Origin of the sequence: Nocardioides sp. T2.26MG-1 (assembly GCF_950101795.1) — a bacterium.
GTDB lineage: Bacteria > Actinomycetota > Actinomycetes > Propionibacteriales > Nocardioidaceae > Nocardioides.
Window position 1 is genome coordinate 21,176 of sequence record NZ_CATNLZ010000011.1, and the last position, 21,453, is coordinate 42,628.

The 21,453-nt window shown below is 71.9% G+C and carries 22 protein-coding genes; 7 read left to right on the top strand and 15 right to left on the bottom strand.

What is annotated here, in order from left to right; translation table 11 throughout:
* Window positions 1-110: 110 nt before the first annotated feature.
* Window positions 111-458: an STAS domain-containing protein gene (locus QQZ14_RS09610; protein ID WP_284534038.1), complete on the top strand. Its 348-nt coding sequence runs from the start codon at window positions 111-113 to the stop codon at window positions 456-458.
* On the opposite strand, the gene QQZ14_RS09615 is transcribed toward QQZ14_RS09610, so the two are convergent.
* The 3 genes from QQZ14_RS09615 to QQZ14_RS09625 form a co-directional block, all read right to left on the bottom strand.
* A complete protein-coding gene (locus QQZ14_RS09615; protein ID WP_284534039.1) occupies window positions 436-2,403 on the bottom strand; it encodes an ATP-binding protein in 1,968 nt (655 codons plus the stop codon). The genes QQZ14_RS09610 and QQZ14_RS09615 overlap by 23 nt on opposite strands.
* A 125-nt stretch (window positions 2,404-2,528) precedes the next feature.
* On the bottom strand, window positions 2,529-3,629 hold the full coding sequence (locus tag QQZ14_RS09620) for a potassium channel family protein (RefSeq protein ID WP_284534040.1): 1,101 nt from the start codon (window positions 3,627-3,629) through the stop codon (window positions 2,529-2,531).
* A 10-nt stretch (window positions 3,630-3,639) separates the two neighbouring features.
* Window positions 3,640-4,623: a YihY/virulence factor BrkB family protein gene (locus QQZ14_RS09625; RefSeq protein ID WP_284534041.1), complete on the bottom strand. Its 984-nt coding sequence runs from the start codon at window positions 4,621-4,623 to the stop codon at window positions 3,640-3,642.
* Between the two features lie 17 nt (window positions 4,624-4,640).
* Here QQZ14_RS09625 and QQZ14_RS09630 point away from each other — a divergent pair, with 17 nt between their 5' ends.
* Window positions 4,641-6,308 (top strand): acyl-CoA dehydrogenase family protein, encoded by a 1,668-nt coding sequence (locus QQZ14_RS09630; protein ID WP_284534042.1) that lies wholly within the window; start codon window positions 4,641-4,643, stop codon window positions 6,306-6,308.
* A 4-nt stretch (window positions 6,309-6,312) separates the two neighbouring features.
* Here the strand turns inward: QQZ14_RS09630 and QQZ14_RS09635 are convergent, their stop codons facing one another.
* Window positions 6,313-7,764, bottom strand: a complete 1,452-nt coding sequence (locus tag QQZ14_RS09635; protein ID WP_284534043.1) for a glycine hydroxymethyltransferase — start codon at window positions 7,762-7,764, stop codon at window positions 6,313-6,315.
* Window positions 7,765-8,150: 386 nt separating this feature from the next.
* On the opposite strand from QQZ14_RS09635, the gene QQZ14_RS09640 reads away from it, so the two are divergent.
* The 4 genes from QQZ14_RS09640 (at window position 8,151) to QQZ14_RS09655 (ending at window position 11,689) form a co-directional block, all read left to right on the top strand.
* Window positions 8,151-9,908: a nitrite/sulfite reductase gene (locus tag QQZ14_RS09640; protein ID WP_284534044.1), complete on the top strand. Its 1,758-nt coding sequence runs from the start codon at window positions 8,151-8,153 to the stop codon at window positions 9,906-9,908.
* The gene (locus QQZ14_RS09645; protein ID WP_284534045.1) at window positions 9,905-10,102 is read left to right on the top strand and encodes a hypothetical protein; all 198 of its coding nucleotides are present in this window, start codon (window positions 9,905-9,907) and stop codon (window positions 10,100-10,102) included. The genes QQZ14_RS09640 and QQZ14_RS09645 overlap by 4 nt, the downstream gene beginning before the upstream one ends.
* The gene (locus tag QQZ14_RS09650) at window positions 10,099-10,845 is read left to right on the top strand and encodes a phosphoadenylyl-sulfate reductase (protein ID WP_284534046.1); all 747 of its coding nucleotides are present in this window, start codon (window positions 10,099-10,101) and stop codon (window positions 10,843-10,845) included. Before QQZ14_RS09645 ends, QQZ14_RS09650 begins: the two co-directional genes overlap by 4 nt.
* Before the next feature lie 100 nt (window positions 10,846-10,945).
* Window positions 10,946-11,689, top strand: coding sequence for a sirohydrochlorin chelatase (locus tag QQZ14_RS09655; RefSeq protein ID WP_284534047.1), 744 nt, complete (start codon window positions 10,946-10,948; stop codon window positions 11,687-11,689).
* Window positions 11,690-11,723: 34 nt separating this feature from the next.
* Here QQZ14_RS09655 and QQZ14_RS09660 read toward each other — a convergent pair whose 3' ends face one another.
* Entirely contained in the window at window positions 11,724-12,119 is a 396-nt protein-coding gene (locus QQZ14_RS09660) for a DUF3037 domain-containing protein (protein WP_284534048.1), read from the bottom strand.
* A complete protein-coding gene (locus QQZ14_RS09665; protein ID WP_284534049.1) occupies window positions 12,116-12,895 on the bottom strand; it encodes a HipA family kinase in 780 nt (259 codons plus the stop codon). The genes QQZ14_RS09660 and QQZ14_RS09665 overlap by 4 nt, the downstream gene beginning before the upstream one ends.
* A 142-nt stretch (window positions 12,896-13,037) precedes the next feature.
* Between QQZ14_RS09665 and QQZ14_RS09670 the strand changes: the two genes are divergently transcribed.
* The gene (locus QQZ14_RS09670; protein WP_284534050.1) at window positions 13,038-13,697 is read left to right on the top strand and encodes a hypothetical protein; all 660 of its coding nucleotides are present in this window, start codon (window positions 13,038-13,040) and stop codon (window positions 13,695-13,697) included.
* Window positions 13,698-13,716: 19 nt separating this feature from the next.
* Here the strand turns inward: QQZ14_RS09670 and QQZ14_RS09675 are convergent, their stop codons facing one another.
* The 9 genes from QQZ14_RS09675 to QQZ14_RS09715 form a co-directional block, all read right to left on the bottom strand.
* Window positions 13,717-14,559, bottom strand: a complete 843-nt coding sequence (locus QQZ14_RS09675; RefSeq protein ID WP_284534051.1) for a PPK2 family polyphosphate kinase — start codon at window positions 14,557-14,559, stop codon at window positions 13,717-13,719.
* A 36-nt stretch (window positions 14,560-14,595) separates the two neighbouring features.
* Window positions 14,596-15,300 carry a GNAT family N-acetyltransferase gene (locus QQZ14_RS09680; protein WP_284534052.1) on the bottom strand — a complete coding sequence of 235 codons (705 nt, stop codon included), beginning with the start codon at window positions 15,298-15,300 and terminating at the stop codon, window positions 14,596-14,598.
* Window positions 15,297-15,788, bottom strand: a complete 492-nt coding sequence (locus QQZ14_RS09685; protein WP_284534053.1) for a phosphoribosyltransferase — start codon at window positions 15,786-15,788, stop codon at window positions 15,297-15,299. The genes QQZ14_RS09680 and QQZ14_RS09685 overlap by 4 nt, the downstream gene beginning before the upstream one ends.
* A complete protein-coding gene (locus QQZ14_RS09690; protein ID WP_284534054.1) occupies window positions 15,778-16,428 on the bottom strand; it encodes a regulatory protein RecX in 651 nt (216 codons plus the stop codon). The genes QQZ14_RS09685 and QQZ14_RS09690 overlap by 11 nt, the downstream gene beginning before the upstream one ends.
* 245 nt (window positions 16,429-16,673) lie before the next feature.
* On the bottom strand, window positions 16,674-17,726 hold the full coding sequence (recA, locus tag QQZ14_RS09695) for a recombinase RecA (protein ID WP_284534055.1): 1,053 nt from the start codon (window positions 17,724-17,726) through the stop codon (window positions 16,674-16,676).
* 211 nt (window positions 17,727-17,937) lie between these two features.
* Window positions 17,938-19,104 carry a sensor histidine kinase gene (locus QQZ14_RS09700; protein ID WP_284534059.1) on the bottom strand — a complete coding sequence of 389 codons (1,167 nt, stop codon included), beginning with the start codon at window positions 19,102-19,104 and terminating at the stop codon, window positions 17,938-17,940.
* Window positions 19,104-19,781 carry a response regulator transcription factor gene (locus QQZ14_RS09705; RefSeq protein WP_284534056.1) on the bottom strand — a complete coding sequence of 226 codons (678 nt, stop codon included), beginning with the start codon at window positions 19,779-19,781 and terminating at the stop codon, window positions 19,104-19,106. Before QQZ14_RS09705 ends, QQZ14_RS09700 begins: the two co-directional genes overlap by 1 nt.
* Entirely contained in the window at window positions 19,738-20,184 is a 447-nt protein-coding gene (locus tag QQZ14_RS09710) for a hypothetical protein (RefSeq protein WP_284534057.1), read from the bottom strand. The genes QQZ14_RS09705 and QQZ14_RS09710 overlap by 44 nt, the downstream gene beginning before the upstream one ends.
* Window positions 20,181-21,332 (bottom strand): molybdopterin-dependent oxidoreductase, encoded by a 1,152-nt coding sequence (locus QQZ14_RS09715; RefSeq protein ID WP_284534058.1) that lies wholly within the window; start codon window positions 21,330-21,332, stop codon window positions 20,181-20,183. The genes QQZ14_RS09710 and QQZ14_RS09715 overlap by 4 nt, the downstream gene beginning before the upstream one ends.
* Window positions 21,333-21,453 lie beyond the last annotated feature (121 nt).

Genomic DNA, 21,453 nt, shown 5'->3' on the forward strand with positions numbered 1-21,453 from the left:
AAGGAATCTGGAGGAATCCCCGGGCCGCCGGCAGCGAACGGGCCGGCCCGGAAGGGTGTGGTGCCGGGCTCGGGCGACCCGTACCGTCGAGGGCAACCGGGAGGAACCCCATGGAGCCAGCAGTACGGTGTCACCTCTCGCCCCCGAGCGCGCTCGTCGCCGTCCGGGGTGACCTCGACGTGTTCTCCGCCGCCCAGGTCGGCTACCGCGTCGGCGACGCGATGCGCAGCGGCTGCCTGAGCATCATGGTCGACGCCGGGGAGACGCCGTTCGTCGACATCGCCGCGCTCAGCGAGCTGGCCCGCGCCGCAGCCGTCGTCCGTGCCTGCGACGGCACCTTCGACCTCGCGGCCGCCAGCCCGTCGTTCCGCCGGCTGTCCACCCTCAGCGGCCTCGACGTGGTCTTCCGGCTGGTGGCGGCCGACCCGCCCAGCGTCAGTCGTACGCCGGGAGGGTGAACTCGAAGACCGACCCCTGGCCGGTCGGGTTCGGGCGCACCACGATCGTGCCGTCGTGGCGCGCGATGATCCGCCGCACGATCGCCAGGCCGAGCCCGCTGCCCTCGTAGTCGCGCTCGTGTGCCCGGTGGAACTCCTCGAAGATGCGCTCCTGCTCCCCCGGCGGGATGCCGATGCCGTTGTCAGCGACGTTCACCGTGACCATCCGGGTGTCGCTGCGACAGCCGCGGACGGTGACCTGCGGCTCGACCCCGGGTGCGACGTACTTGAGAGCGTTGCCGACCAGGTTGTCCAGCACCTGCCGCATCAGCACCGGGTCGGCGAGCACGGGCGGGACCGGTTCGACGCTCACCTGGAGCTCGGCGTGCCGCGCGGCAGCCACCTCGCCGACCAGCTCTGCGATGTCGACCTGGCCGACCTCGAGGTCGCGCTGCCCGCTGGTGGCGTGCGCGAGCAGGTCGCGGATCAGCTGGTGCATACGGCGCGAGGAGGACTGGACGCGGGAGACGAACTCACGGGTCAGGTCGGGGGTCAGGGTGTGTGCGTCGAGCTCGTCGGCGAGCATCTCGGTCCAGCCGTCGATCGCGGCGAGGGGATTGCGCAGGTCGTGGGCGACCACGCCGGCGAAGGTGGCCAGCTCCTCGCGGCGAGCGTGCTCGGTCGAGATGTCGCGGAAGAGCACGAGCGCGCGCGAGCGGCCACGCAGCTGGTCGCGCGGCAGCGGGATCGCCGAGACCGAGACGACTCCGTCCGTCCCGTCGCCGCGTTTGACCAGCAGCTCGGCGTCGTGGACCGCCTCCCCCGTCAGGGCCCGGACCGAGGGCCGCTCCGCCTCGGACATCGGCACGCCGTCGACCCACCGCCCCGACCGCGTGGCGAGCTCCTGCCACGTGAGCCCGGCGACGGGCAGCCCGAAGATCTCGGCCGCCGCAGCGTTGTGCACCAGCAGCTCGCCGGTGTCGTCCAGCACGAACAGGCCCTCGGTCATCGACCCGATCACGGCCTCGCGGATGCTGACCTGGTAGACCGCCTCCTGCTGCGTACGCCGCAGCTCGACCGCCAAGGCCTGCCGCTCGTCGCGGCCGGTGGACAGCGCGAGCCCGGTGACGACGATCGTGGCGATGTAGAACTCGGCGAGCAGGGACCCCACGTCGGAGCGTTCGACCGCAGCGAACGGACCGACCCCGGTCATCGTCAGCGTCTGGGTGGCGACGCCCACCGCGAACGAGTGCGCGGCGCCCACCACCGTGGAGAACCGGAGCCCGAACCAGACGGTCGCGCCCAGCAACGGGAACACCAGCGGCAGGGCGTCGAAGGCGAACGCCAGCCCGTACATCGCGCCGGTGAACACCGTCGCGGCGACCAGCTCCACGACCGTCGCATCGTGCAGCAGCGAGGGCCGCGGACGGGGCCGGGATAACCAGTGCCCGAGGACGATTCCGAGGGTGACCACGATCAGCGCGCTCACCAGGTTGCGGCCGAAGAACAGCACACCGGCCATCACGTCGGGCTGGCCGGTGACGAGGGCCGCACCCGCGGTGCCAAGCAGCGCACCGGCGGCGCTCGCCACCGCGAGGGCGGTGCCGAAGCGCGGCAGCATCCGCGGGCGGTCGAGCGGCCGGTCGCCGCCGCAGCCCCAGAGCCCGGGGCACCACCGGCGCAGCAGCCACGCGGCGAAGAGCGTCTGCGCCACGTTGGTGACCGTGAACACCCCGTTGAGCGGTGGGTCCGCGCCGAGGACCATGTTGACCCCGACGGCTGCCGCGGCGAGCAGCGCCGTGTCGATGCTCAGCGGCCGCGCCGCCCGGAGCAGGAACCAGAGCGCGGCGACGCCGCCGGCCGGCCACACCGTCGCGAACCCGGGGCTGTCGAGGGCGGGTTCGCGCACGATCAGCGCGAACAGCACCCAGCACCCGGCCAGCCCGACGGCTACCCCGAGGGGCACGCGTGCATGCGTCTCCATCCGGTCGCCCGGCCTCCCCACCCCCCACTAGGTCCCCACCTGTGTGAGGTGCAGGCTAGCCCTGCGTCGCCTCCACGGTACGCAGGCCCGCCGGAACGCGCTGCAGATCAGTCCTCGTCGGTGGCGAGGTCCTCGTCGTGCGTGCCGGGACGGGGCGCCCAGGGCAGCTCCTTGGCCGGACGTACGACGATCAGCCGGTCACCCCGGGCCAGCTGGGTGACCACCGGGTCGAAGTAGCGGTAGACCTTCTCGTCGCGCACGACGGCGATCACCTGGTCGGGCAGGCTCTGCGGCGGCTTGCCGACCTCGCTGACCATCAGGTCGCGCTCGGCCACCTCGAGCCCCTCGCCGTACGTCAGCAGGTCCTCCATCACCGACCCGAGGGTGGGCGAGAGCGACGACAGCCCGAGCAGCCGGCCGACCGCGTCGGAGGAGGTGATCACCGAGTTGGCCCCCGACTGCCGCATCAGCGCGACGTTCTCCTGCTCGCGGACGGCGGCGACGATCCACACCTCGGGGTTGAGCTGGCGCACGGTGAGCGTCGAGAGCACGTTGGAGTCGTCGCGGTTGGTGGTGATGATGACCTGGCTCGCCTCCCCCACGCCCGCTCGGCGCAGGACGTCCTGCCGGGTCGCGTCGCCGGTGACGACCGCCAGCCCGTCGGCGTGCGCCTCCTGGAGCGCCTCGGCGCCCGGGTCGACCACCACGATCGACTCGCGGTCCTGGCCGTTGTTGACCAGCGTGTCGACCGCGGCCCGGCCCTTCGTGCCGTAGCCGACCACGACGACGTGGTTTGTCATGTGCTTCCTCCAGCGGGCGATGCGGAACAGCTCGCGGCCCTGGGAGGCGAGCACCTCCAGGGTGGTCCCGATCAACAGCACCAGGAACGCGATGCGGAGCGGGGTGACGACGAACGCGTTGATCATGCGGGCGTGCGGAGCGACCGGGGCGATGTCGCCGTACCCGGTCGTGCTGAGCGTGACCGTCGTGTAGTAGATCGAGTCGACCAGGTCGACGCTCCCGGTCGGGTCGTTGCCGTCGCGGTAGTTGTGGCGGTCCAGGTAGACCAGCAGGACGGTACCGACCAGGATCGCGAGCGCGAGCAGGAACCGGCGTCCGAGTTCCCACCACGGCGAGCGCACCTGGTCCGGGAGGGAGAGCTTCCCGACCGCCCGGCCGACCGTGATGTCGCTGGAGTCGTCTGCCACGGGGGTGAATCTAGTCTGTGCCCGTCCGCGTCCCGAGGCGGCGTAGCCGTTGCACGAGCTCGAGTCTCGCGCGGGTGGTGGCCTTCTGCGGGAAGACGGTGTCGAACGCCGCGTTGACGGCCGCCCCGATCAGCACCGCGATCGAGACGAGGTAGAGCCAGAGCAGCACCGCGATGGGGGCGGCGAGTGGCCCGTAGATCGACCCGGAGTCGGCGGCAGTGACCGTGAGGAACCACCGCAGCAGGCCGGACCCGACGATCCAGCAGCCCAGTGCGAACGTCGCGCCGGGGAGGTTGAAGCTCCAGTTCGTCCGCACCGGCACGGAGACGTGGTAGAGCGTGGCGAGGAAGCAGATGCAGATCACGATGACGATCGGCCAGTAGAACGCCATCAGGACGCCCGCGCTGTCCGGCAGCCACTCCGAGACCAGGTCCGGCCCGGCGACGACCAGCGGGATCGAGACGACTCCGGTGACCAGTGCGAGGACGTAGAGCAGGAAGGACAGCGCCCGGGTCTTCACGATCCCCCGGCTGCCACCGAGCCCGTGCATGATCGTGATGGTGTCGACGAAGACGTTCAGGGCGCGGGATCCCGACCAGAGGGCGAGCACGAAGCCGACCGAGATGATGTCGAACCGGCCGCCCTTCTGCACGTCCTCGATCGTCTTGACGATGATCCGGTCGACCGCGCCGTCCGTGAGCGCGCGGCGGGACAGGTCGATGACGGCCTGCTGGACGTCCTCCACCTGGGCCGCGCTGAACTGGTCGGTCACGAAGCCGATGGCGCCGGCGAGCGCGAAGATCAGCGGGGGCACGGAGACCACCGCGAAGAACGCCGCCTCCGCGGCCAGGCCGGTGACCCGGTGGCGCAGGCACGAGGCCACCGTCGTCACGACCAGGCGCCAGGTCAGCTCGCGCGCCTGGCGGGTCCGCAGCACGAGCGGGGAGACGCCGGGCGTCTGGTCCTGGCTCTCCGCACCCTCCGCCCCGGACATGGAACTACCGTAAGCGCATGCGTTCAGACATCCGGGTAGCCACCAACCAGGCGCCGCCGCTGGTGGGTCACAACGTGGTCACGGCCGACCTCGCCCTCGTCGAGGCGGTCACCAGGCACGCCTCCGCCGAGGTGGTCGAGGACCTCACCGAGCTCGGCGCCGAGGCCGGCACCGCCGAGGCGCGCGAGCACGGCCTGCTCGCGAACGAGTTCCACCCGCGGCTCAAGCCCTACGACCGGCACGGCAACCGCGTCGACGAGGTCGACTTCCACCCGTCCTGGCACTGGCTGATGGACCGCGCCGTGAGTCACGGGCTCGCGGCCCGCCCCTGGGAGCTCCAGGAGGCGGGCGCGCCGTACGCCCACGTCCGGCGCGCCGCCGGCTTCATGGCCTGGTCGCACACCGAGCCCGGCCACGGCTGCCCGATCTCGATGACGTACGCCGCCGTCCCCGCGCTGCGGACCGACGACGCGCTGGCCAAGGAGTGGACGCCGCTGCTCGCGTCCACGTCCTACGACCCCGGGGTGCGGCTGGCCGCCACCAAGCGCGGCGCACTGGCCGGCATGGGCATGACCGAGAAGCAGGGCGGCTCCGACGTCCGCACCAACGTGACGGTCGCGCGGCCGACGTCGGTCGACGGCGAGTACACCCTCCACGGGCACAAGTGGTTCACCTCGGCCCCGATGAACGACGTCTTCCTGGTGCTCGCCCAGGCCGAGGGGCGGCCCCAGGGTCAGGCACTGACCTGCTTCGTGGTCCCCCGCGTGCTGCCCGACGGCACCCGCAACCAGCTCGACGTGGTGCGACTCAAGGACAAGCTCGGCAACCGGTCCAACGCCTCCTCGGAGCTCGAGTTCGACGGCACCGTCGCGCACCGGCTCGGCGACGAGGGCCGCGGCGTGCGGACGATCATCGAGATGGTCGCCGCCACCCGGCTCGACTGCGTGCTCGGCTCGACGTCGCTGATGCGCCGCGCCGTCAACGAGGCCAGCTGGCACGCGGCGCACCGCTCGGCCTTCGGGTCGCTGCTCGCCGACAAGCCGTTGATGCAGAACGTCCTCGCCGACCTGGCGGTCGAGACCGAGGCGGCCACCGCGCTGGCCATGCGACTCGCCGCCGCGGTCGACGCGGTCGGCGACCCCCACGAGGCGGCGTTCCGCAGGATCGCCCTGCCGCTGGCGAAGTTCTGGGTCTGCAAGCGCACCCCGTTCCTCGTCGCGGAGGCGCTCGAGTGCCTGGGCGGCAACGGCTACGTCGAGGAGTCCGGTCTCCCGCTGCTCTACCGCGAGGCGCCGCTGAACTCCGTCTGGGAGGGCTCGGGCAACGTCAACGCCCTCGACGTGCTGCGCGCCCTGTCGCGGGAGCCCGAGGTCCTCGACGCGTGGATCACCGAGGTCGGCCGCGCCCGCGGGGGCGACCACCGTCTCGACCACTACGTGGAGGAGACGCTGGCCCTGCTCGGGACGCTGATGGGCGAGCCCGACCGGATGGAGGTCAACGCCCGCCGGCTGGCCGCGCGGATGGCGACCTGCCTGCAGGGCGCCCTGCTCGTGCGCTTCGCGCCCCCCGAGGTCGCGGACGTGTTCTGCGCGTCGCGCTTCGGCACGTCGTACGACGGCGTCTTCGGCACCCTCGAGGGCGGCGACCTGCGGGCCATCGTGGCGCGCGCGACCCCGGAGGTCTAGAAGCTCAGGCCAGGTCGAGGCCGGGGTAGAGCGGGTGCTTGTCGAGCATCTCCGCGGAGGCAGCGCGGACCTTGTCGGCCACACCGTCGCCGAGGACGTACGACGCCTTCGAGGCCTTCCCGTCCTTGGTGGTGCCCGGCTGGGTGTTCTGCAGCACGTGCACCATGAGCTCGGCGACCCGGTCGAACTCGTCGTGCCCGAAGCCCCGCGTGGTCAACGCCGGCGTGCCGAGGCGGATGCCGGAGGTGTACCAGGCGCCGTTGGGGTCCTGCGGGATCGAGTTGCGGTTGGTGACCACACCGGCCTCGAGCAGCGCGGTCTCGGCCTGGCGGCCCGTCAGCCCGAACCCGGACACGTCGACGAGCACGATGTGGTTGTCGGTGCCGCCGGTGACGAGCCGGGCGCCGCGCGAGAGGAAGCCGTCGGCCAGCGACTTGGCGTTGTCGGCGACGTTCTGCGCGTAGGTCTGGAACTCCGGCCGCCGCGCCTCGGCGAGCGCGACGGCCTTGGCGGCCATCACGTGCGAGAGGGGGCCGCCGAGCACCATCGGGCAGCCACGGTCGACGTCGGCGGCGTAGTCCTGCTGCGCCAGCACCAGGCCGCCGCGGGGGCCGCGCAGCGACTTGTGCGTGGTGGTGGTCGTGATGTGCGCGTGCGGCACCGGGTCCTCGTCGCCGGTGAAGACCTTGCCGGCCACCAGCCCGGCGAAGTGGGCCATGTCGACCATCAGGGTGGCGCCGACCTCGTCGGCGATCTCGCGCATCTTGGCGAAGTTCACCCGGCGCGGGTAGGCGGAGTAGCCCGCCACGAGCACCAGCGGCTTGAACTCCTTCGCCTTGGCTCGCACGACGTCGTAGTCGAGCAGCCCGGTCTCCGGGTCGGTGCCGTACTGCTGCTGGTGGAACATCTTGCCGCTGATGTTGGGCCGGAAGCCGTGGGTCAGGTGGCCGCCGGAGTCCAGCGACATGCCGAGCAGCCGCTGGTTGCCGAGCTCGTTGCGCAGGGTCTCCCAGTCGGCGTCGGTCAGCTCGTTGACTCCTCTGGCGCCGAGCTTCTGCAGGGCCGGGGTCTCCACGCGGTGGGCGAGGATGGACCAGTACGCGACGAGGTTGGCGTCGATGCCCGAGTGCGGCTGCGCATAGGCGTACGGCGCACCGAACAGCTCGCGCGCGTGCTCCGCAGCGAGGGCCTCGACGGTGTCGACGTTCTGGCAGCCGGCGTAGAAGCGGTGCCCGACCGTGCCCTCGGCGTACTTGTCGCTGAACCAGGTGCCCATGGTGAGCAGCACCGCAGGCGAGGCGTAGTTCTCGCTCGCGATCAGCTTGAGCGATCCCCGCTGGTCGACCAGCTCCTGGCGGGTCGCCTCGGCGATCCGCGGCTCGACCGAGGCGATCACCTCGAGAGCCTGCTGGTAGGCACTGCTGGTCAGGGAGCTGATGCGGGCCTCGTTGGTCATGGTCGAAATCCTAGTGTCCCGCGCCTTCCCGCGGCCCGGCCGACCACCTGCGGGTGTGACCTGCACCTCATGCCGGCCCCCAGGCACGTCGGCTACGCCCGGATTCTGTCTCATATCTCGGACAGTCGTCCCACATCATGGGATTTCGCCTTGTGGGATGTGCGTCCGCCACGTGAGACTCCTTGACATGGTCTCCGCTGCGACGCACGCCTACCTCGTGGTTCGACGCCACGTGGACCTCGGTCGCACGCGCAGCATGATGTGTTGGCATTCCTGATCAGCCGCCCGCCAGCAACCCGGCGCAGCTGACCTCACCGGCAGACGGCCCCGACGACGTGGCCCGCCCGGTTCGAGCGTCGTTCGCCAGACTTCCGAGGAATGCCCCCATGACCGACCTGCGCTACACCGCCAAGCCGCCGGCCCACACGGACGTCCCCCGTCCCAAGCGCGGCGAGGGCCAATGGGCCTTCGGCTACACCGAGCCGCTCAACAAGAACGAGCAGGCGAAGAAGGACGACGGACCGCTGAACGTGCAGTCGCGGATCCTGCACATCTACTCCAAGCACGGCTTCGCCTCGATCGACCCCGCGGACCTGCGCGGCCGCTTCCGCTGGATGGGGCTCTACACCCAGCGCGCACCGGGGTTCGACGGCGGCAAGACCGCGATGCTGTCCGAGGAGGAGCTCGACGCCGAGTTCTTCATGATGCGGGTCCGCACCGACGGGGCTCTGCTGGCCCCCGCGACCGTGCGCGCCCTGGGCTCTATCGGGGTCGACTTCGCGCGCGACACCGCGGACGTCACCGACCGCCAGAACATCCAGTACCACTGGATCCGGATCGAGGACGTCCCGGCGATCTGGGCGCGGCTCGAGGCAGCGGGCCTCACCACCCTCGAGGCGTGCGGTGACTCCCCGCGGCCGTTCCTGGGCTCGCCCGTCGCCGGCGTCGCACGCGAGGAGATCATCGACGGCTCCGCCGCGCTGGAGGAGATCAAGCGCCGCTACATCGGCAACCCCGACTTCGCGAACTTCCCCCGCAAGTTCAAGACCGCGCTGACCGGACACCCGGGCCACGATGTCTCCCCCGAGACCAACGACGTCTCGTTCGTCGGCACCGTCCACCCCGAGCACGGCCCGGGGTTCGACCTGTGGGTCGGCGGCGGGCTCGCGGCCAACCCGATGCTCGCCCAGAAGCTCGGCGTGTGGATCCCGCTCGACGACGTCGCCGACGTCTGGGAGGGCGTGGCCTCGATCTTCCGCGACTACGGCTACCGCCGGCTGCGCTCGCGCGCGCGCCTGAAGTTCCTGGTCCAGGACTGGGGGGTGGAGAAGTTCCGCGAGGTCCTCGAGAACGAGTACCTCGGCCGGGCGCTCGTGAGCTGCGAGTCCCCTGCCTCCCCCGTCGGGCACCGCGACCACATCGGCGTGCACGAGCAGAAGGACGGCAAGCGGTACGTCGGGATCGCCCCCACCGCCGGCCGGGTCTCCGGCACGCTCCTGGTGCAGCTGGCCGACCTCATGGAGGAGTACGGCGTCGCCGGCGCCCGGCTCACGCCGTACCAGAAGATCGTGCTGATCGGCGTGGAGCCGGAGACCGTCGACGCCCTGCTCGACCGGCTCGACGCGATCGGCCTCTCCGCCCGCCCCTCGGCCTGGCGACGCAACACCATGGCCTGCACGGGCCTGGAGTTCTGCAAGCTCGCGATCGTCGACACCAAGAACCGTGCCCGCGACCTGGTCGACGAGCTCGAGCGGCGCTTCCCCGACCTCACAGAGTCCGATCTTGGGGGCCCGATCACCGTGAACGTCAACGGCTGCCCCAACGCCTGCGCGCGCACCCAGGTCGGCGACATCGGGCTCAAGGGCCAGCTGGTCATGCACGAGGGCGAGCAGGTCGAGGGCTTCCAGGTGCACCTCGGCGGCGCGACCGGTCTGCAGGCCAACTTCGGCCGCAAGCTGCGCGCACACAAGGTGACCAGCGCCGGGCTGGACGACTACATCACCAGCCTGGTGGCGAACTACCTCGCCGACCGCACCGAGGGCGAGTCGTTCAGCGCCTGGGTGGCGCGCGCCGACGAGGACCTCCTCCGCGGTGACGAGGCCGACCGGGCCGATGGCCGCAGGCTCGCCGGAGCGACGGCATGAGCGAGCGCGCCACTCCGTTCCACTGCCCCTACTGCGGCGAGGAGGACCTGCGTCCCCACGAGGTCGTCTCCGAGACCGGCGAGGTCAGCTCGCCGCACGGCACCTGGCACTGCCGCGGGTGCCTGCGCGCCTTCTCCCTGAAGATGCTCGGACTGGTCCGGCCGGATCCGGTCACCCCGGGAGCCCCGCAATGACCGCCGCCACCACGAGGTCCGCGCGTGACTACCGCGGCACCGAGACCGCCGGCCGCTCGCCCGAGGAGCTGCGCGAGCTGGTGTCCCACTGGGGCGCCGAGCTCGAGCTGGCGCCCGCCGAGAACATCGTCGAGTGGGCCGTCGCGACGTTCGGCGAGCGCTTCTGCGTGACCTCCTCGATGAGCGACGCCGTGCTGGCCGACCTCGTCTCGAAGGTCGCGCCCGGGGTCGACGTCGTGTTCCTCGACACCGGCTACCACTTCGCCGAGACCATCGGCACCCGCGACGCGGTCCAGGCGACGCTGCCGGTCAACCTGATCACGATCACGCCCGTGCAGTCGGTCGCCGAGCAGGACGCGGCGTACGGCAAGGACCTGTACAAGACCGACCCGGACCTGTGCTGCAAGCTGCGCAAGGTCGAGCCGCTCGCGGCCTCCCTCGACGGCTACGACGCGTGGGCGACCGGCCTGCGCCGGGCCGAGACCAAGCACCGGGTGATCGCGCCGGTGATCGGCTGGGACGCCAAGCGGGCCAAGGTCAAGGTCTCGCCGCTGGCGCGGTGGACCGACGACGAGGTCGCGCGCTACGTCAGCGACAACGGCGTGCTCGTGAACCCGCTCGTGTACGACGGCTACCCCTCGATCGGCTGCTGGCCGTGCACCCGCCGCGTGGCTCCCGGCGAGGACGCGCGCAGCGGCCGCTGGGCCGGCACCACCAAGACCGAGTGCGGGATCCACTCATGAGGACCCCGTCACTCCGCACGACCGGCAGCGTGGCCGGGAGTGCTCGCACCGCAATGCACGACCCTGCACCAACCACACGCACAGGTAAGGAGGCGGCGTGATGGCTGCTCCTGCACTGGTGGCCCTCGCTCACGGCAGCCGTGACCCGAGGTCCGCCACGACCATCAAGGCCCTGGTCGACGAGGTCCGGTCCATGCGACCAGACCTGCGCATCGAGCAGGCCTTCCTCGACCTGTCCCGGCCGTCGTTCACGACGGTCGTCGACCGGCTCGTGAAGGCCGGCTTCGACGAGATCGTCGTGGTCCCGCTTCTGCTCACCGAGGCCTACCACGCCAAGGTCGACGTCCCGAGCGCGATCGCCGACGCGACGGCCCGGCACCCGGGGCTGCAGATCCGCGCGACGTCGATCCTCGGCCTGGAGGCCCAGTTCCTCGAGGTCCTCGACGTGCGCATGCGCGACGCGCTCCGGGCGCACCGGGTGCGTGAGCTCGACGCGCTCGTGCTCGCCGCGGCCGGCTCCAGCGACCCGCTGGCCAACCAGGCGGTGGCCCGGCTGGCGCGGGTGTGGGGCTCACGCCACAAGCTGCCGGTGACCGCGGCGTTCGCCTCGGCCTCTCCCCCGGCGACCGGCGAGGCGGTCCGCGCGTTCCGCGCCGAGGGTCGCCGCCACATCGCGGTGGCCTCGCTGTTCCTGGCGCCCGGGTTCCTCCCCGACCGGGCCGCCGAGCTCGCCGTCGAGGCAGGCGCGATCGCGGTCTCCGAGCCGCTGGGCGCCCACCCCGAGGTGGCGCGCACGATCCTGGCCCGCTACGCCGTCGGCGCGGTCGAGCTCGTCCCCGTCTGAGTCGAGGTTGACCCGCCCGAAACTTTCGGGCGGGTCAACCGACGAGCTTCTCCACCAGGTGCTCGAGCTGGCGGGCCGGGTCCTGGGTGAGCCCGCCGTGCACGGGGCCGGGCTGCAGGACGGTGCTGCGCGGCGCCTTGAGGAACCCGAACCGCTGGCCGATCGGCTTGCCGGCCGCGGCGCCCGCGCGCTCGTCGCCGGCGCACACCCCCGCGACGAACTCCAACGCCTCACAGACCTGGTCGAGGTCGAGGCGCGGGTCGAACGCGCGCAGCCGGTCGCGGTCGACCTGCCAGGCGACCTCGAGGAAGTCCGTGGCCTGGCAGTAGACGACGACCCCGACGTTGACGAACTCCTCGCGGTCCACACGGGGCACGCAGCGCAGCACGACGTACTGGTAGGCGAGCTTGGCCCCCGCTGCGGCGGTCATCGAGCCACCACCTCCGGGAGCCACTGGCTGCTGGCCAGCCGCGCCTCGAGGAAGTCGACGTACGCCGAGCGCAGCGCGTCGGGCGTCTCGGCCCCGGGCACCGGCTCGAGCCAGACGTCCGGGACCTCCGCGAGCAGCTCGGCGAACACGTCGGCCGACAGCACCGCACGGACCTCCTCGTCGGCAGCGGGGAGCTCGTGCGCGCGGGACAGCAGCACGTGGTCGCCGGCGTCCCACGGCTGGGCGGCGAACCGGCCGGGTGCGCCGTCCTTCAGCAGCGATCCGCCGGGCCAGGCGTGGTGGAAGTACAGCGCCGCCCCGTGGTCGATCACCCACAGGTCGCCGTGCCACACCAGCAGGTTGGGGTTGCGCCAGGACCGGTCGACGTTGGCGCAGAACGCGTCGAGCCACATCACCTTGCCGGCGACCCCGGTCTCGGTGGTGACCTCTGCGTCGAAGCCGAACGCGCCGGGCAGGAAGTCGACGCCGAGGTTGAGGCCAGGGCTGGCGTTGAGCAGGTCCTGGACCTCCTCGTCGGCCTCGTAGCGGGCGATCTCGGGATCCAGGTCGAGCGCGACCAGCTGGGGGGTGCTGAGCCCGATCCGACGGGCCAGCTCGCCGACGATCACCTCCGCGACCAGGACGCGAACCCCCTGACCTGCGCCGCGGAACTTGCAGACGTAGGTGCCCAGGTCGTCGCCCTCGACGATCCCGGGCAGGCTGCCGCCCTCACGCAGTGGGGTGACGTAGCGGGTCACCGAGACCGTGGGGATCACCGGCACACCCTAGCGAGGTCCTCCGGCCGATCGGTTTATCGGAGGACCGCCGTGGGTAGTCGACGGCTGGCCGCCTCGGCGACCACTCCCACTCCTTCTGACCGACAGGATCCTGATGCGCCTTCGCCGCCTCGTCGCAGCCGTGACAACCACCCTCCTGGCCGGCCCGGCCCTCGCGGTCGTGGCCACCGCCACCCCTGCCGCTGCCGTCACCGCGACCCACGTGGTCGGTGCCGACGGCAAGCCCTGGATCGCCGGTCCCGGCTACCGCACCCAGCCCGGCGTCCCGGTCTACGGCGACACCCTCTCGCTCTCGATCAACGTGGTCACCGACAGTGGTGAGCAGGTGTACGACGGGACGCTGACCGTCGAGCGTCAGTTGGCCGGCCAGACCACCTGGACCACGGTCGCGACCTCGTCCAGCGCCTACCTCTACGACTCGATCACCGCCAAGGGCAACGCGATCTACCGCGTGACCTACAGCGGCAGCGGCGACTACTCGCCGTCCTCCGACGCGGTCGCGGCCCGCATCCAGCGCAAGCTGGGCATCAGCGTCAAGGAGGGGCGCAGCATCATCGTGACGATCAAGGTGAGCCCGAAGTACCGGGGCGCGATCACGGTGCTGAAGAAGCAGGGCAAGCAGTGGAAGAAGTTCAAGTCCGTGCGCACCAACGCCAAGAGCCGGGCGACCTTCACGCTCCCGGCTCCGCGCAGGGGCAAGTTCTACTGGAAGTTCACGATCCGCTCGAGCAAGGCGTTCGCGGCCACGCAGAGCCCCACGTACTACACCTACAAGTACTGACCGGACGGCCACGAACGGGTCAGGTGACCGGCTTCTCGTCGGCCAGCCTGGCCCGTTCGGCGTCCACGTCGAAGTCCGCGACCGGCCAGTCGAGGTCGAGGCCCTTCAGGGTGGTCAGCAGCAGCTCGCCGATCGCGAGGTTGCGGTACCACTTGCTGTCGCTGGGCACGAGGTGCCACGGGGCGACGTCGGTGTTGGTGCGCTCGATCGCGACCTCGTAGGCCCGGCGGTAGTCGGCCCAGCGGGCCCGCTCCTCGATGTCGTGCGGGTTGTACTTCCAGTGCTTGGTCGGCTGGGCCAGGCGGGCGAGCAGCCGCTTCTTCTGCTCGGCCGGCGAGATGTGCAGGAAGCACTTCACGATCGTGGTGCCGTCGTCGACGAGGCCGCGCTCGAAGTCGTTGATCACGCCGTAGCGCCGGTCGATCTCGTCGGGATCGACGAGCTCGTGCACCCGTGGGACCAGCACGTCCTCGTAGTGCGAGCGGTCGAAGACGCCGATGATGCCGGGCCCGGGCAGCGCCTTGCGGATCCGCCAGAGGAAGTCGTGGGCCCGCTCCTCCTCGGTCGGCGCCTTGAAGGACATGATCCGCACGCCCTGCGGGTCGACCAGTCCGACCGTGTGCCGCAGGATCCCGCCCTTGCCCGAGGTGTCCATACCCTGGAGCACCAGGAGCACCCGCTGCGAGGACCCGGTGCGGCCCTGCGCGAACAGCCGCTCCTGGAGGTCCGAGAGCTCTGGGCCGAGGTCGACCAGGGCCCGTTTGCCGGCCGTCTTGCCGCCCTTGACCCCGGCTGTGCGGTCGGTGCGGAAGGCCGTGACGTCGACCGGGCCGGGCGGGATGGCCTGCGCGTGGGCGTTCATCGACGCATCATCCCAGCACCCGTCAAGCCGGCACCCTCACCCCAGCACCCGGCGCACGTCGAGGCTGCAGCCGACCACGGTGTCGACGGAGCCGTCCTCCTGGGGCTCGTCGAACCAGAGTCCCTGGGTGAACCCGGTCTTGGCGAGCATCCGGAGCGAGGCGGTGTTGCGGTGGTCGGGGGCGGCGAAGTACGTCGTCGCCTCGGGGAACCGCCGGCGGGCCCGGGTCATCCAGGCCCACAGCACCCGGGGACCGAACCCGCGCCCGCTCCACTCCTCACACAGCGCGTAGTCGACGCCGATGGCATCGGGGTCCGGACCGAGGACCGCGAAGTCCGGGTAGTCGCCGACCCGGTAGTCCTGGACGAAGCCCACCGAGCGGCCGTTGATCTCCGCCACCCACATCCGGGTCGGCTCCATCCCGTCGATGCAGGGGCCGTAGCGGGCCTCGATCCGCTCCGCGGTCGGCTCGCCCTCCGAGGCCCACCACCGGCGGATGTGCTCGGTCTGGCGCCAGCGGGTCACGTCCGGCAGGTCGCCCCGGGTCATCGCGCGCACCGCCACCCGGTTGTCGTGGTCGACCACGAACTGCTTGACCTCGCCGGAGAGGTCGAGCGGGACGGGCTCGGCGTGCAGGCTGGCGGCGGTGCGCCGTGCGGCCGCAGCCCAGGACTCACCGTCGTGCACCATGCCGGTGAGGTCGCGACCGCGGTCGTGGACGACCACCCGGTGTCCGGTCATCCGTGCCTCCGGTCGCGGCGGACCAGCGGCGGCTCGGCCGACCAGGGGAAGTCGATCCAGGCCTCGGTGCGGCGCCACACGTAGTCGGGGTGCACCACGGTCCAGGGCTTCTCGTAGATGACCGCCATCCGGGCCTCGGCGACGTGGTCAGCGCAGAAGTCGCGGACGATCTCGAGGGTCTTGCCGGTGTCGGCGACGTCGTCGGCGATCAGCACCTTGAGGCCGGCCAGGTCGACCGCGTCCGGGGTGGGCGGCAGCATCACGGGCAGCTCGAGGCGCTCGTCGACGCCGGTGTAGAACTCCACGTTGATCGCGGAGAGGTTCTTCACGTCCAGCGCGTAGCCCAGACCCATGCCGAGGCCGAGCCCACCGCGGGCGATGGAGAGGACCAGGTCGGGCTCGTAGCCGGAGTCGACCACCTGCTGGGCGAGGTCTCGCACCGCGGTGCCGAACAGCTCGTACGTCAGGACCTCGCGCTCACTCGCCACAGTCCGATTGTCTACCAGCACGGCCCAGCTCGTCTCGGACCACCGCGAACGCGAGGCCCGAGCCGTAGCCCTTGCGGGCGAGCATCCCGACCAGCCGCCGGGTCGCCGTGGTGTCGTCGACGGAGGCGATCGAGCGCAGCTTCTTGCGCACGAGCACCCGGGCGGCCGCCTCCTCCTCCGCCGGGTCGACCTCGTCGAGCGCGGCGCGGGCCACCTCGTCGTCGATGCCCTTGCGCCGCAGCTCCTGGGCGAGCGCGCGCCGGGCCAGGGCCCGGCCGCCGCCGGCCCCCCGGGACTGGACCCACGAGCGGGCGAACGCGTCGTCGTCGATCAGGCCGACCTCCTCGAACCGGTCGAGGAGCCGGGTCGCGACGTCGTCGGGGACGTTGCGCGACGCGAGCTTGTCGCTCAGCTCCTTGCGGCTGCGCGCCTGCCCGGTGAGCTGGTCGAGCAGGATCTTGCGCGCCACCGACTCGGGGTCGGCCTCCGGCACCTCGGCGACCGGGTCCGGCGGCGGGGGCGCGGACCGGTCGCCGCTGCCGTCGGGTCCGGCGGGGGCGGTGCGCTTGGTCCACGCATCCACCCCCGCCGCGACGTCACCGAGCCAGTCGGGAGGTGGCCTGTGGTCGTCGAGAGTCATGAGTGCCTCCAGGGCAGGCATGGTGGTTTCGAGGCTCGCTTCGCTCGCACCTCAACCACCGGTGAGGCTCGCTTCGCTCGCACCTCAACCACCGGTGAGGCTCGCTTCGCTCGCACCTCAACCACCGGTGTGGCTTGCTTCGCTCGCACCTCAACCACCGGTGTGGCTTGCTTCGCTCGCACCTCAACCACCGGATCGGTGATCGAGGTGCGAGGAGCGCTAGCGACGAGCCTCGAAGTCACCGATCAGAAGGCGTCGACACCGATCGGCTCCGCGGGCAGCTCGGCGACGTCCTGGTCGACCGTCGGGCCGACCCCGAGCTTCTCGAGGATCTTCTTCTCCAGCTCGTTGGCCAGGTCGGGGTTGTCGCGCAGGAAGGTGCGGGCGTTCTCCTTGCCCTGGCCGAGCTGGTCGCCCTCGTAGGTGTACCAAGCACCGGCCTTGCGGACCAGGCCGGCCTCGACGCCGACGTCGATCAGGCCGCCCTCGCGACTGATGCCCTTGCCGTACATGATGTCGAACTCCGCCTGCTTGAACGGCGGGGCGACCTTGTTCTTGACGACCTTGACGCGGGTGCGGTTGCCGACCATGTCGGTGCCGTCCTTGAGCGTCTCGATGCGGCGCACGTCGAGCCGGACCGAGGCGTAGAACTTCAGCGCCTTGCCGCCGGTGGTGGTCTCGGGCGAGCCGAACATCACGCCGATCTTCTCGCGCAGCTGGTTGATGAAGATCATCGTGGTCTTGGAGTTGTTGAGCGCACCGGTCATCTTGCGCAGCGCCTGGCTCATCAGCCGCGCCTGGAGGCCGACGTGGCTGTCGCCCATCTCGCCCTCGATCTCGGCCCGGGGCACCAGCGCGGCGACCGAGTCGATCACGATCAGGTCGAGGGCGCCCGAGCGGATCAGCATGTCCGCGATCTCGAGCGCCTGCTCGCCGGAGTCGGGCTGGGACACCAGCAGCGCGTCGGTGTCGACGCCGAGGTTCTTCGCGTAGTCGGGGTCGAGCGCGTGCTCGGCGTCGATGAACGCGACGATGCCGCCGGCCCGCTGGGCGTTGGCCACGGCGTGCAGGGCGACGGTCGTCTTGCCCGAGGACTCCGGGCCGTAGATCTCCACGACGCGTCCCCGGGGGAAGCCGCCGAGGCCGAGTGCGACGTCGAGCGCGATCGAGCCGCTCGGGATGATCTCGAGCGGGGCGCGGACCTCGTCACCGAGTCGCATGACCGAGCCCTTGCCGAACTGCTTCTCGATGTTGGCGAGCGCGGCGTCAAGCGCCTTCTCGCGGTCTCCTCCAGCCATCTGCTGCTTCCTCTTCTCTCGTCGTGGTCCAGGCACATCGGCGACGTTAGAGCGAGCCACCGACAGCGCCCTGATCAGCGCCGCCGAAGCTGTGGACGACCTCGCCCTGCGTCGTGCCTGTGGACACAACCTAGCCCGAACACGTGTTCGACCCGAGCAGGAGGACCCGGCGTGTCGCGGCCCGATCGGCGGGCTCAGCCTGGATCCAGGCTCAGACGGGCAGCCGGACCAGGAACCGGCATCCGGCCGGGGCGGGTCCGTCGACGTTCTCGACGGCGACGACCCCGCGGTGGGCCTCGATGAGCCCCTTCACGATCGCCAGGCCCAGGCCGGCCCCGGGGCCCTCGACCCCGTCGCCGGTCTCCGGTGCCGGGGTGCGCGCCGCTCCCCCGCCGCGCCAGGCCAGGTCGAAGACCCGGCCCATGTCGTCCTCGCTCAGCCCGCCGCACTGGTCGCTCACGCTGAGCTCGACGGCCTGCTCGGTGCCGTCGTCCACGAGACGGCCCCGGATCTCCACCGAGCCGTCGGCCGGCGTGTGCCGGATCGCGTTCATGATCAGGTTGGTCATCACCCGCGAGAGCGCGGCCGCGTCCGCGGTCACCTCGATGCCGTGGTCGACGCTGCCGCCCAGGCGCACGCTGCGCGCCCGTGCGACCGGGTCGGCCCCCGCGATCGCCTCGCTGACCAGGTCGCCCAGCAGCACCGTCTCCGGGCTGATCCGCAGCACCCCCGCGTGGATCCGGGACAGCTCGAACAGGTCGTCGACCATCCGCACCATCCGGTCGACCTCGGCGCGGATCTGCCGCTGGTAGCGCGCCGGGTCGGCGGCCAGGCCGTCCTCGAGCGCCTCGGTCATCGCCCGCATGCCGGCCAGCGGCGTGCGCAGGTCGTGGGAGACCCACGAGACCAGCTCGCGCCGCGACTCCTCGAGGCGGGCCTCACGCAGGCGCGACTCCGCCAGCCGCTCGCTGGTGCGCTCGAGCTCGGCGGCCAGCGCCTGCAGCTCGCTCGGCCCGCGGGGGTCGGCGACGTACGACCCGTGCGCGTCGAGCAGCCGGGCGCCCTCGCGCAGCGCGGCCGACCAGCGGGCGATCGCCGCGCCCAGCGCGAGCGCGACGAGCATCCCGACCAGACCGGAGACGCCGGCGACCAGGCTCACGACCTGCCGGTCGTGGGGGGAGATGAACATCAGCCGCGCGACGGCGACCACGCCGGCCAGCACAGAGCCGACCGAGACCAGGACCACGAGGCCGAGCTGCCACCGGATCGAGAGGTGGCGCACCAGCCAGGCGGCGAGCAGGCCGACCACGCCCACGCCGACGGCGCACGCCGCGGCAACGAGCACGATCTGCACCTGGTCGCTCGTCACGCCGCCCATCATGGCGTCGCCTCCCAGCGGTAGCCCACGCCCCACACGGTCTGCAGCCGCGCCGGCCGGGTCGGGTCGTCCTCGATCTTCTCCCGCAGCCGCCGCACGTGGACCGTGACCGTCGACTGGTCGCCGATCGACCAGCCCCAGACGTCCTTGAGCAGGTCGTCGCGGGAGTACGCCGTGCCGGGGTGGGCCATCAGGAAGCGCAGCAGGTCGAACTCGCGGGCGGTCAGCGCGAGCGGGCGGTCACCGCGGAAGGCGGTGTGCGCGGCCTCGTCGACGAGCAGGTCGCCGTCCGCGAGCCGCTGCGGGGCCGGCGAGGCGCCCGACCGGCGCAGCACCGAGTCGACCCGGAGCGCGAGCTCCCGGGGGCTGAACGGCTTGGTGACGTAGTCGTCGGCACCGACCTCGAGGCCCATCACCCGGTCGGTCTCCTCCCCCAGGGCGGTCAGCATGACCACCGGGACGTCACCGGTCTCGCGGAGCCGCCGGCAGACCTCGATGCCGTCGATGCCGGGCAGCATCAGGTCGAGCACGACGAGGTCGACGGGCCGGTCGCGCACGGCCCGCAGGGCGGCCTCGCCGTCCGCGGCCTCGACGACGTCGTGCTCGTGCGCGCGCAGGTAGGACACCACGACCTCACGCACCGTGGGGTCGTCGTCGACGACGAGGATCCGGGCCACCTGCGCCTCCTTCCCGGTCCGTGCGCGAGCGTACGAGCGTGGCCACCAGCACCGCCAGCACCGTGAGCCCGGCCAGCGCCAGCCAGCCGGCCGTGTAGTCACGGTCGAGCAGCGTCGGGTTGTCCTCGCGGGCGCCGAACCGTCCGAGCACGGGTACGGCGAGCAGGGTGACCGAGCCGAGCACGACGGAGCCGACCGCCACCGGCGCCCGGGCGGCGCGCGGGACCAGCCGCGTGGCCAGCGCCCCGAGCGCCAGCGTGGCCAGCGCGAGCACCGCGTCGTGCAGCACCACCCCGGCGGCCAGCCACACCGCCACGTCGCGCAGGTCGTGCCCGCGGGTGACCAGCAGCCACCCGCCGTACGACGCGATCACGACGCCGGCCGCCCCGAGCACGGCCCTCACGCGGCCACCTCGATCCGCCGCACCCACTTCGTCTGCAGCACGCCGGGCCGGTCGGGGGCGATGACCCTGGCCGGGTAGCCGTGGTCGATCGCGAGCGGCTCGCCCCCGAGCGCCAGTGCGAGCAGCGTGCGCTCGTCGTCGGCGAAGCTCGCGTGCAGGACGATGGTGGTGTACGGGCCCGACTCCTGCAGCGAGCTCACCAGCACGTCGGCGCCACGGGGCGCGCCGACCAGGTCGAGGAGGTCGCGCACGGGCACGCCGGTCCAGGTGCCGTTCGCGCTCCACCCCTCGACGCAGGCGATCGGCAGCGTGCGGGTCGACTGCGGCATCGCCGCCAGGTCGGCGCGGGTCAGGGCCACCTCGCGGCCGCCGTGCGCGACGGTCAGCCGGTAGTCCGCGCTCGTCGCCGAGGCCGTCACGCCGGCGGCCGCGGCGGACTTGTTGACCGGCATCCCCATCGGCCCGTCACCGGAGCGCACGCCCAGCACCGAGACCCGGCGCAGCACCGGCACGGTGCTGCCGGCCGTCGCGAGCACCGCCACCCCGGCGGCCAGCCAGGCGGTGCGCAGCAGCCCGCGGCGGCTCAGGACGCCGGGCTCGGTGGCCGAGGGACGGTCGTACGCCGTGTCCTCGACGCCGGCTGCCAGCGCGCCGCGGATCACCGGCAGCTTGACCGCGACGTGCAGCAGGAGCGCCCCGATCGCGACCCAGGCGATCGCGTAGTGGGTGGAGCGGAACGAGAAGCTCCAGGGGTACCACTGGGCCGCGTTGGCGAGCCCGGTCGCCAGCTGGAAGACCGCCGCGGCCACGAGCACCCCGATCGAGCCCCGCTCGAGCGCGTCGAGCAGCAGCCGGCGGGCGCCGCGCGCGGGGCGGAGGAACAGCCGCGGGTAGACGGTCCACAGCTTGACCAGCAGCAGCGGCACTGCGGCCGTGCCGGTGGTCACGTGCAGGCCCTGGGTGACGCGGTACCCCCAGACCGGACTGGCCGGGAAGGCGATCGGGTGGTCGGCGTTCTGGGCGTAGTGGCTGACCAGCCCGGTGACGAAGCAGATGCCGAAGCAGACGCCGAGCCACAGCCCGACGCGCGCGGTGACCGCCGCGCTGCGCAGGCGTGAGGCGAAGTCCGCCTCCGAGGGGATCCTCACTGGTCTACCTTCCTCGCGTCGGCGGCTTCGGATGAGCCTCTGATGCACCCCTGGTCCCCACCGGGCCACCGCCAACGATCCTCGACCTTCAAGGTCCAGCATGAGTTCTGCGGGGTCCGGT